9 protein-coding genes are annotated in these 10,312 nt (G+C 45.7%); 6 read left to right on the top strand and 3 right to left on the bottom strand.

The window, feature by feature from the left end; translation table 11 throughout:
• Positions 1-573 precede the first annotated feature (573 nt).
• Complete coding sequence (locus tag BLS49_RS24075; RefSeq protein ID WP_091236621.1) at positions 574-972, top strand: hypothetical protein; 399 nt, start codon at positions 574-576, stop codon at positions 970-972.
• 153 nt (positions 973-1,125) lie between these two features.
• Here BLS49_RS24075 and BLS49_RS24070 read toward each other — a convergent pair whose 3' ends face one another.
• Positions 1,126-1,734: a TetR/AcrR family transcriptional regulator gene (locus BLS49_RS24070; protein ID WP_091236619.1), complete on the bottom strand. Its 609-nt coding sequence runs from the start codon at positions 1,732-1,734 to the stop codon at positions 1,126-1,128.
• 174 nt (positions 1,735-1,908) lie between these two features.
• On the opposite strand from BLS49_RS24070, the gene BLS49_RS24065 reads away from it, so the two are divergent.
• On the top strand, positions 1,909-2,853 hold the full coding sequence (locus BLS49_RS24065; RefSeq protein ID WP_245742764.1) for an alpha/beta fold hydrolase: 945 nt from the start codon (positions 1,909-1,911) through the stop codon (positions 2,851-2,853).
• Positions 2,854-2,954: 101 nt separating this feature from the next.
• Here the strand turns inward: BLS49_RS24065 and BLS49_RS24060 are convergent, their stop codons facing one another.
• Both BLS49_RS24060 and BLS49_RS24055 read right to left on the bottom strand, forming a co-directional pair.
• A complete protein-coding gene (locus tag BLS49_RS24060) occupies positions 2,955-4,886 on the bottom strand; it encodes a serine hydrolase domain-containing protein (RefSeq protein ID WP_091236613.1) in 1,932 nt (643 codons plus the stop codon).
• 284 nt (positions 4,887-5,170) lie between these two features.
• Positions 5,171-6,979, bottom strand: coding sequence for a helix-turn-helix transcriptional regulator (locus BLS49_RS24055; protein ID WP_091236610.1), 1,809 nt, complete (start codon positions 6,977-6,979; stop codon positions 5,171-5,173).
• A 196-nt stretch (positions 6,980-7,175) separates the two neighbouring features.
• Here BLS49_RS24055 and BLS49_RS24050 point away from each other — a divergent pair, with 196 nt between their 5' ends.
• The 4 genes from BLS49_RS24050 to BLS49_RS24035 all read left to right on the top strand — a co-directional run.
• Entirely contained in the window at positions 7,176-8,090 is a 915-nt protein-coding gene (locus BLS49_RS24050) for an ABC transporter ATP-binding protein (RefSeq protein ID WP_091236609.1), read from the top strand.
• Complete coding sequence (locus tag BLS49_RS24045) at positions 8,087-9,022, top strand: ABC transporter permease (protein ID WP_091236607.1); 936 nt, start codon at positions 8,087-8,089, stop codon at positions 9,020-9,022. Before BLS49_RS24050 ends, BLS49_RS24045 begins: the two co-directional genes overlap by 4 nt.
• Before the next feature lie 144 nt (positions 9,023-9,166).
• A complete protein-coding gene (locus BLS49_RS24040) occupies positions 9,167-9,772 on the top strand; it encodes a DUF4097 family beta strand repeat-containing protein (RefSeq protein WP_139173180.1) in 606 nt (201 codons plus the stop codon).
• Between the two features lie 298 nt (positions 9,773-10,070).
• On the top strand, positions 10,071-10,312 hold a 242-nt coding region (locus BLS49_RS24035), incomplete at its 3' end, for a hypothetical protein (protein ID WP_139173179.1).

The raw sequence follows: 10,312 nt of genomic DNA, 5'->3' as shown, positions 1-10,312 counted from the left end.
TGTTGGTCAAACCCTCGTTCCCTCCACCCGCATAGCGGGTGGTTTTTTGTTTCGCACGCTTCGCGAGCTCAACTGGCTAAAGCCTAAATAAAAAAGTCGCCAAAATAGCGACTTTCAATGGAACTATGTTCTTGTCCCTCGACACTTGTGTAATGTGGTCTTTTTTCTTCGGTGGCTTCCGTTACGTAGCCACTACTACTATCATTCAGTCATTTCCCTCTATTCTAAGTTTCTTCTGTTGCCCAATCTGTTCCTTTGCTGTTCGCCCCCTCCTTTCAAACAAAAAAGTCCGTTTTCTTAATAACTTTTGTCGCAGCATTTTACGATAAGCAGCTCGCACTCCTGGCTTCTGGATCGAATCAGCAAGGCCACGACTTTACGGCCTAGTGCCAGTGCCGGGATGGCTGTAGTTATCTGGGAATTAAGAATCATTTATTACATATATACCCATAAATAGCCATTCAGAACTATTTATCCCTTATTGTAAATAATGGTAATATATAGGAGCCAGATCTTTTATTATACTTCACAGACTTAAGGTGTTAAAAAATTGAAAAGGAAGTGTGCCGAACAATGAAAAAAATGTTTGCATTCGTACTTACAACCGCTCTCTTAATTACTGCCGCTGTTCCAGCTTTTGCCCAAGACAGCACTCAAGCTGCTGCTCCAGCAGCCGCAAGTGCTGTCAATTCTAACTCGATTTCTGCTCAGTCTTATTTCTTCGCTAACGTTTCTTGGAGAACTGTTCCTGGCGCTGCTTACTATGAGTATTTCGTGTACAAAAACGGCAGCCTGCTTGAGTGGGGGACTCAGGGTGTTTTAGTGGGTACTCAAAACAGAGATGTCGGGATGGAGACGTTTAGCGCCTACAAAATAGAAATTAGAGCAGTTGATTCGAACGGCAATCAGCTTGCTTGGGGCACAACGAATACCTTTATTGCAGGCCCTACTTCAATTTACGTATCTCTGTAGTCTAATGTCAGGCTGCCGGAAAGAGGTCGGAAGGTCCAATTAAATATCTTAAAGGAATAATGGATCAAAAACCTTAGCTGCAGATTTATAGAAAATAATGATATCTCAAATATAGCTCAAATAGGTTACCAATACGGCAGCCTATTTGAGTTATTACTTATTTTGATTAACATCAAAGTATAATGTTCGAAGATGCTGCTCCACAATGCTTTCGATCCTATCCGGCATCAACCGATCACGCTGCAAAATCCCATGTATAGCCAATCCGTCGATAAGCGCATACAATTTCTCCGTCTCCAGATCTATGTCAAGACCGGGCTTGGCCAGCTTGTTCGCTACAAGCTTGTCCAGCACGAACTGCGACGCTTTATGCATTCCATCCTGCATGTTATTGCTTAATTTTTTTAATTCCGGATAAATCAGGGTCTTTGCGCTAAAGGAAAACCAAACCTCCATTTCCAGTGTTCTCTCTTGATCCATAGGCAAAAACTGCAGCAGCATACATTTCAAATCATTCACAAGAGGACCTTCCCATTTTAAATTCTCCAGTCTCTCCTCTACCCGTTCCACAAACAGCCCCATGCAAAACGAGAACAGTTCCTCCTGTGTAGAAAAATAATGCCGCATAGAGCCTACGGACAGTCCTGCTTCCTCTGCAATCCTGCGGACGGTGGCATGCTCCAGCCCCGATTTCCGGATTACTCTTAAAGCGGCTTCGGCAACGATACGTCTTTGTTTGTCATGGTCAACGATTTTTGGCATGTCTTTATTATACTTGCTTTTCTTTTTTAATACAACGTGCTAAAATAATTTTTATAGTACATTGTACTGAATAAAGAAATAGAATTATGGAGAGGAACCAGATTAATGAACACGGTGAAAGTAAAGCACGGAAAAACATCACATTGGAAAAAGCTGAAATGGGGATTGTTATTGATGACCTCTCTTCTCCTTCTGGCTATCGGGTCTGGATTCGCATATGAAGCAATCGCCTCAAAGCAATCCGCCCGGAATTATCCCCCTCCGGGTAAATTGGTGGATGCAGGCGGTTATAATCTTCATCTTGTTAAAGTTGGTACCGGCTCCCCCACCATTCTGCTCGAGGCTGGAAGCGGCGAAACCAGCCTCTCCTGGCGTCAGATCCCTGATGAGCTGGCTAAATTCGCTACGGTCGTGAGTTATGACCGCGCAGGATATGCATGGAGCGAACCGGCGAATAGTGATCGAACCGGTGAGAATATCGTTCGTGAGCTTCATACCGCACTGGAAAAGGAAGGAATTCACGGGCCCTATCTTTTGGTGGGCCACTCTTTGGGAGGAATGTATGCTCGGCTTTTTGCTGAAACCTATCGGGACGAAGTTGTCGGGTTGGTTCTTATTGACGCGAGACCAGAGGATGATGCGCGTGACACCGCGGAAATTTTGAAGCAGGAGAAATTTGTGGGTAACCCCTCGGCCTCAACTCTTAAGTTGATCAAGCATTCGGGGCTTTTACGTCTTTTAAAAGATGAGCTCTTGAATGGTCAAGTAGCTAAGGAGGACCGGGAGCAGTTTGTCAATGTAATTGCCAAGGGCAGCTTTTTTGAAGCAAAAGAAGAAGAAGGAAATTGGGCCGGAACGACGGAGGATGCCATCCGCGGGCAACGTTTGGGGTCCTTGCCTGTGCGGATCATTGCACGGGGTATGGCGCAGGATTACGCCCAAGCCGGTATTTCCGAGGAGGGGGGCCGGAAGCTGGAGTCCATCTGGCAGGCTGGCCAGCAAAAGATGCTGGAGATTTCCACGGATAGTCAGCTTATTGTTGCGGAGAAGAGCGGCCATATGGTGATCCACGATCAGCCGGAGTTAGTAGTGGAAACGATACGCAGCTTGTTGAAGTAAATTAGAAAACGCGAATCAGTAGAATGTCATTGAATTCTTGACTGTCTGCATAAAAAAGCTCTTAAGATGCGAACTTGCGCTTCTTAAGAGCTTATTCAATTTTAATTTTGAATGAAATGAAAGAAGTGCCAATTGGCCAGCAGCAGAGCAAAGCCGGAGAACAGTACAGCCACCCCGATCTGGTCCCTTTTTATCCGTTTGAGCCCGGTCTGATGTTTGCCTTTAACAAAAGAGAGCATAATCAGCGTGCCGCCTAGTATGGCCAGAACCCAGTTTAAGGCGACGCCAAAGTTCATCTGGCCTACTGTCATGTTTTCGTTGATCAAGGCGTTAACCAGCAGATACAGGATGTTGACTGTCAGAATGGTCCCGCACACGATAGCGGCCTTCAGCAAACGATAGGCTGCTGGAGCTGAGAGACTTCCTTTTCTTTTTCGTAACAGCCACTGAATCAAGATCACAAGCGGGGCTAGCATAAAAAACAAAACAGCAATTGCAGCCAACACCAGATAACCCATCAGTGCCGGGATCGAGCGACCTCCCTTGACCGGCAATATGTCCGTTGCAATTCCTTTGCTTAAGCGTACAACTTGGCTATCCGAAATTTCCGCGTACAGGATCGGCGCTAATCTTTCAAATCTTGGATCATCGGACTTGTCGAATTTATAAACATTCGGACTAATCTGTTTCATATCTCCTGATAAGCCCATCACGCTCAGAGTAAGATCATGTGCGCCCTTGGCCTCCACCTTAATTAACCCCAAATAATTGATGAGCTCGTGATAAGTGGTGTAGGTTCCGCCCGATTGTACATAATAGCCAGCTAATTGGCTGGATGGCGACAAATCTGCTGCAGGGACCAACATTTCAGGTAACTTCTTCTTGTCCTGTACCAGCAGATTGATGATGCCTGAGGTGAGTTTTTGCTCGATCTCCGTGTTCGTCAAGACAACAATGCCAAGCTGTTCATTGGGGACGACGGCAAAATTGCCGGAAAATCCCTTCACATTCCCGCTGTGCCCAACGACATGAGGCTCGGCCCGGTATTCCCAGAATCCATGCGCATTGGACAGAATATCCTCGTTCGGCGTATAGCTCCGGGAGAGCATGCTCCTCATGGTTTCCGGCCGGGTGAACAACGGGCTGTCCTTGGCATTCAGCGCCATCACGAATCGGGCCAGATCTTCCGCCGTTCCTTCCATGGCTCCCGCAGGATACAACGGAACATAATAGCGCGCTCTTGCTTCAAAGCCACCTTCCTGCTTTACTGCGTAACCTGTTGCCGCCGCATCCCGTAAATCCGGGCGATCTCCTAGTGTAGGATGACCGGAACTGCGGTTCATTCCCAGTGGACGCAGAATATGGTTCATTTCATAGTCGGAGAAAGCTTCCCCGCTGACCTTCTCGACCGCCAAACCGGCCAAGGCGGTGGCAAAATTGGAATAGGCGATGACTTTGTCAGGTTCATAGATTTGTTCTGGCTGGGAAGACAACAACGTCTCTTCCAGCGAAGTCAGATTCTCCGCCGACGGAGTAAATGTACTGAGCGGATGCTGCTCATAGCCGGCGGTATGGCTCATAATATCCAACATCGTAATCGGCTTGTCATAACGCAGCTTCTTCGCGAACTCTTGGGGAAAATAAGCTCTGATATCCTGATCCAGCTCTATCCTGCCCGCTTCCACCAATTGCATCACGGACGTCCAGACGAACGCTTTGTTGATCGAGCCATAGGCAAACACGGTATTGGCGGGATCGACAGCGGTTTTATTCTCGATATTGGCATAGCCGTAGCCCTTGGAGAAAATGACCTTATCACCCCTGGTTACCACAACCGCGGCGCCGGGCGTTGATTTTCCTATATGGGAGTTTACATAGCTATCGATCTCCTGCTCTAACCGATCGTAAGGAATCCCCGAAGGGGTTTCCCCGATATTCGTTATATCCGCCGCATAAGCGGGAACCGAAAAGACGATGAAGTGCAGTACACTTATCAGAAACGCAATGACAGGGTTTCGCATTCTCGTATTCATATCGTTCTCCTTCTTGTTTTCAGTGCAATATTTACACGAAAACGATCATTCGCTTGTCGACAAGTTGCATAGTTAGGTATCCGGTACATTTATACCATAATGCACAAATCTTAATTTTATCTTTAGCCAATCCTTAATCATTCCTTAATTATGTCGGGGTGGCTTGATCAGCAGTCATTGGCGCCTTACTGTCTGCATACAAAAAAGCTCTTAAGAAGAGAAAATTCCTCTCTTAAGAGCTTTGTTCTGTTTCCTTGTCAACTTCGGAGATTGCGGATGCCAGGCTACCGCCTGCTTGAATTTACACACAGTCTTTCATTTTTAGCCTTCGCTATTGCCTCGTCCCTATCGTTCACTTGCAGTTTTAAATAAATCGTTGAAATATAATTGCGGATTGTACCTTCGGATAAATGCAACTTCTCGGCAATCGCTTTGTTTCTTTGCCCATCACTCAAGCACTGAAGGATATCCAGTTCCCTCTCGGTTAATTCGTATGGATTAACTACGTTTTTCTCGGATTGTTGAAAAAGCTGCTGGGCGACATGCGGTGAAATCATCGTACCTCCGCTATAAACCAGCCTTATCGTAGCTGCGAGTTCTTTCGGATGGATCGACTTTAGCAGGTAACCCTCCGCTCCAAGGCGTAGCGACTCTGCAGCATAATCAACTTCATCCAGCGTAGTCATCATTATTACCCGAACGTCCGGCCAGTTTTCCTTCACTATTTTCATCGCTTTGAGGCCATCCATTTCTGACATATGTATATCCATTAGAATTAGATCCGGTAACTCTCTCTCGCAGGAATCTATTGCCTGCTTCCCATCTCCGGCAACGCGCACCTGCATATCCTTTTCTTCGCCAAGCAGCAATCTCAGGCTTTCACGGACCAACAGTTGATCATCTACAATAAGAACCTTGATTTGCTCGGCCCCCTCGTTCGTCCGGTTGGGAATTGTGCAGGTTACAAGTGTGCCTTGTTCCTCGTCTGAATGAACATAAAGATTTCCTTGAAGCGCGGACAAACGATCCTTCATAGCGGTCAGCCCGAAGCCAAATTGAACCTCTGAACTTCCAGTACCGTTATCCTGAATCTGCAGCATTAAATAATTAGCATCATATTGAAGCGTTACCTCGATCCGGCTGGCCTGACCGTGGCGACTGGCATTGGTCATGGATTCCTGGAGGCAACGATATAGTACAAGCTTAGCCTGCTTCATCACGGGATAAGGGGTTCCCATCGTCCGAAAGTAAACCTGAACCCCAGTACTTGCTTTGAATTCTTCAAGCATATGCATCAAAGCTTGATCCAGCGGTAACGACTCCTCCAGCGGATCCATACGGTGCACCTGACGACGAATATCGTCCAGTCCGCTTCTTGCCAAGCTTAACAGCCCTGCGAGCTTCTCTTCTCCCTCCCGGGAATGAATGTGAGAATGCAACGTCTCCATTCCCAGAATCATTGAAGTATAACTATGCCCTATCGTGTCATGCAGTTCCCGGGCCAAACGAAAACGTTCTTCCAGTAGCGTCATCTTCTCAATCTGAGAAGAATATTGCTCCAGTATCGCATACTGTTCCTTCACAATGACAAGTTTGTTGCTGATACGGGTTATGGCAGCTGCTCCTTTTTGCAGGGCATAACCGACTCCATAAAGCACCAGTGCATCCACGACGCCTTGTCCCCAGAAAGGACGCTCTATCGAAAGCTGGCTACCGGGAGCCATCGCACTCAGCACAAAAACGCCCACAGCAAGCGGCATTGCAACTGCGTGTGCTTTTCCCCGGCTGTAGAATCCCAGCATAAGGAGAACGGGCAGGAACAATCGAAGCAAGCCAAACTGATAAGCAAGCGCAACCGATACTCCCCCTGCAATTACAAGTTCAGCCATCAGATAATACGGGTACCGGAAATGCACCAAAGCAAACGGCAGCAAATGGCTTGCCAATAGTGCAGGTAATATGAAACCTAACGGAAAATCTGGCTGATCTTGATACATAAATAACAAAACAGCGGTAACCCACAATCCGTGAATGCACAGCATGGTCCAATCTTGCCAAGACCATTTCCGAATCATTTGAAAACTTCCAAACATACTTTAGTCCCCTGTCATGGTTGAATAATTCTATCATCACGGCCCGAAGCTCCAAAAGTCATATCACAACAAGTAGTGACAGTTTGTAACTGGTCAATATGACAGTCCGTTCAGTAGGATTTACCCATGTAAAGCCTGATTAACAACAATCAATTATAACCCATTCAATTCAGGAAAACAAAAGGAGCGTGTAAGAGTGCCAGTATTACAAATCGATCATCTCACCAAAAAAATCGGTAGAAAAACCATTGTTGACGGTGTCAGTCTGAACCTGAACAAGGGGGAAATTTTCGGCTTATTAGGTCCAAATGGAGCAGGAAAAACAACGACAATACGTATGATCGTCGGCTTGATGAGCAAGACTGCCGGAAAAATTATCATTAATGGAGTCGATCCGCAAAATGATTATGAGAAAGCGATGAGCAACATCGGTGTTATTGTTGAGAATCCCGATTTATACAAGTATTTATCGGGATACGATAACCTGATTCATTTTTCCAGAATGAGCAAAGGCGTCTCAGAACAGCGAATCAAAGATGTCATTGCTTTGGTCGGTCTGGAGCATAGCATTCATGAGAAAGCAGGCACTTACTCTCTGGGCATGCGTCAGCGCTTGGGCTTGGCTGTTGCTCTCGTACACCGCCCTTCTCTGCTCCTGCTGGATGAACCTACAAACGGACTTGATCCGGCAGGGATTCGCGAGCTAAGAGCGCATTTGATACACCTGGCCCGTCATGAAGAAGTAGGTATTATGATATCCAGTCATCTAATGTCAGAAATGGAGCTTATGTGCGACCGGGTGGCCGTTCTACAGCAGGGTAAGTTAATCGGTATCCGCGACTTGACGGTTGCAAAACAAGTAAGCGACGTTCAGGTGCAATTTGAAGTTGACCGGCCTGATCTAGCTGTTCAAATTCTTCAAACTTTAACAGTAGGACAAGAAATCGGGAGGGATGAAGACCGAGTGATACTGCGAATAGCAAAATCCCAGATACCGGAATTCACTCAAAAACTGATAGAGGCGGGCATCCAAGTCTATGGCGTCCATACGCTCAAGCCAACTTTGGAGGATACATTTTTGGAGATGACAGAGGGGGAACAACAAAAATGATTCATTTAATTCGCAATGAAAATATGAAAATATACAAACGAACGCGCACCTGGATATTAATCGGCATCGTCATGCTGTTCGTCATCCTTCAAATCTTTAATCTGAAGTCGTCAGGAAGTGCCATTGTGGAGGGTGACTGGCGCATTCAATTGGAACAGGACATAGCTTTTCTTAAACTTGATGCATCCAAACCCGACGCATTGCCCATCGAAATCAAACAGGCAGAGAAACTCATCCTCCTGAATCAGTATCATCTGGATACGGACTTGCCTCCTTCAACAAATACCTGGAGTTTTGCTGTAGACCAGGCAGGCAATCTGATTGTAGCTATCTCCTTAATATCTGTAATCATTGCCGGAGAGATCGTGTCCGCAGAATTTATCAGCGGCACTATCAAGCTACTGCTGACCCGCTCGGCGAGCAGGACCAAAATTTACTTTTCCAAATATATCGCCTCCATCCTTTTTGGACTGGCACTGTTGTTGATCGGGGCGATCATCTCCGTTATTTTTGGAGGCGTTGTGCTCGGTTTTCAGGGATTGGGAGGTTCGTTCCTCTTTGTGAAAAACGGCTCTGTTGAACAAACGACCATTATTCAGGCCTTGTTTCAATCTTACTTGCTCCACATCCCGTTTTTACTACTGACCGTTACTTTAGCCTTTATGATATCCGCTGCCTTTAAAAGCTCCACCTTCTCCATCGTGATTTCTTTGCTCGTCACTGTAGCGGGGTTTGTCATTGCAACCGCGATGAACAGCTGGGGCTGGACGAAATACTTCGTATTTTCGCATACGAATCTCACGCAATATTTTCTTGACGATCCTTCCGTCCCGGGAATCACGTTAGGCTTTTCGGTTGTGTTTATTTTGCTCCATCTTATTGTCATGCATTTAATCTCTTACCCTGCTTTTGTCAAGCGTGACGTGGTTTAGGTACAGCTTGGTCAAAAATAATCGATCCATCTGGAGGTAATTATGAAATATACTAAATATTTGTTGGTTTTGATCACCGCCGTCTTTCTGCTCTCTGCATGTCAATCCTCAACCGAAGCCGAGATCGAGAGCAAAGAGCTGAGTTTGAACGCGACCACTCTGAAATCGTTGGTAATCGACCATCGAAATGGCAGCATCGAAATCAGAGGAGATAAAAGTAGTGAAACTATTCAGGTTTCTGCCGAGATCAGCCATTCCGGGAATATCGATCCGGACAAGCTTCAGTTGCAACTGGAAGAGCGCGATGGCGAGGCGCATTTGAAGGCATTCTATAAAGGACAATTTTTAGCCAGCGGAAAAGGCTCGGTGAATTTAAAGGTGGTCATTCCCGAGGCGCTATCGGTTCAAGTCCACTCGCATCAGGACGGAGCGATCGTAATTTCTGATCTTTCATCTGCCGTGAATCTCGAAAATGTAAACGGAAATATCGATGTTAAAAACATTGGCGGCGACGTTCATATTAACAATCGTGACGGCGACATAAATATAGTCAATGCGGCGGCCGATCTGTATATCGACAATGTGAACGGAACCATCATCGCGCAAGAGATCGGCGGTTCGGCGATCATTGACGTGAGTGACGGGAAACTCGATTTGGACCATGTAGATGGAGACGTAGCCATCAAACGATCCAAATCTGCCAATGTCAAGGTTAGCAATGTAAAAGGTAGCGTCAATCAAAAGCAGTAGTAATTAGGTATTACCGTGCAACGCGGCCACTTTGAATTCTCCTTTGTGTAAAATAACGCCCGCGAAGTCTCTCTCTTACAGATCGATCGCACGAAGGTTTATCTGCACCTGCGGGAGGGGTTATTTACTCAGCGAACAATCATCATTTCTGGTTTTTTCTAATCTTCAAAAAGTTTCCCCCTCCTGCTAACAGCTATCTTGTTATTAAAATGAATATAGATTATACATCATTTGTTAGGTAAAATTATCTCTATGAATATTTAGACATAGTTGTTACTGCAGAAGGGGAATTTTTAATATGATTGGGTTTAGAGGAAGGTTTAACAGGCACCGATTGTCTGTTTCGGTACTAATCATTTTTATGTTTATGTTTATAGTTACGAACTTTGTTTATATGGAATTAACTAAAAAAGCACTAATTGACGAAGGCAATAAGAGATTTGGTTTGGTTGCAGAATATGTACGATATTATATTGGAAATGCGATGGATCACGAACGGATACCTACTTCTGAAGACATTTCTGGTCAGTTTGAAAGCTT

The organism is Fontibacillus panacisegetis, from assembly GCF_900102215.1.
GTDB lineage: Bacteria > Bacillota > Bacilli > Paenibacillales > Paenibacillaceae > Fontibacillus > Fontibacillus panacisegetis.
This window is presented reverse-complemented; position numbering and strand designations above follow the sequence as displayed.

Coding starts and splice junctions, on each gene's coding strand:
- BLS49_RS24055 (WP_091236610.1), bottom strand. CDS start 6,979: ATGTTTGGAAGTTTTCAAATGATTCGGAAATGGTCTTGGCAAGATTGG.
- BLS49_RS24065 (WP_245742764.1), top strand. CDS start 1,909: ATGACCTCTCTTCTCCTTCTGGCTATCGGGTCTGGATTCGCATATGAA.
- BLS49_RS24070 (WP_091236619.1), bottom strand. CDS start 1,734: ATGCCAAAAATCGTTGACCATGACAAACAAAGACGTATCGTTGCCGAA.
- BLS49_RS24060 (WP_091236613.1), bottom strand. CDS start 4,886: ATGAATACGAGAATGCGAAACCCTGTCATTGCGTTTCTGATAAGTGTA.
- BLS49_RS24075 (WP_091236621.1), top strand. CDS start 574: ATGAAAAAAATGTTTGCATTCGTACTTACAACCGCTCTCTTAATTACT.
- BLS49_RS24045 (WP_091236607.1), top strand. CDS start 8,087: ATGATTCATTTAATTCGCAATGAAAATATGAAAATATACAAACGAACG.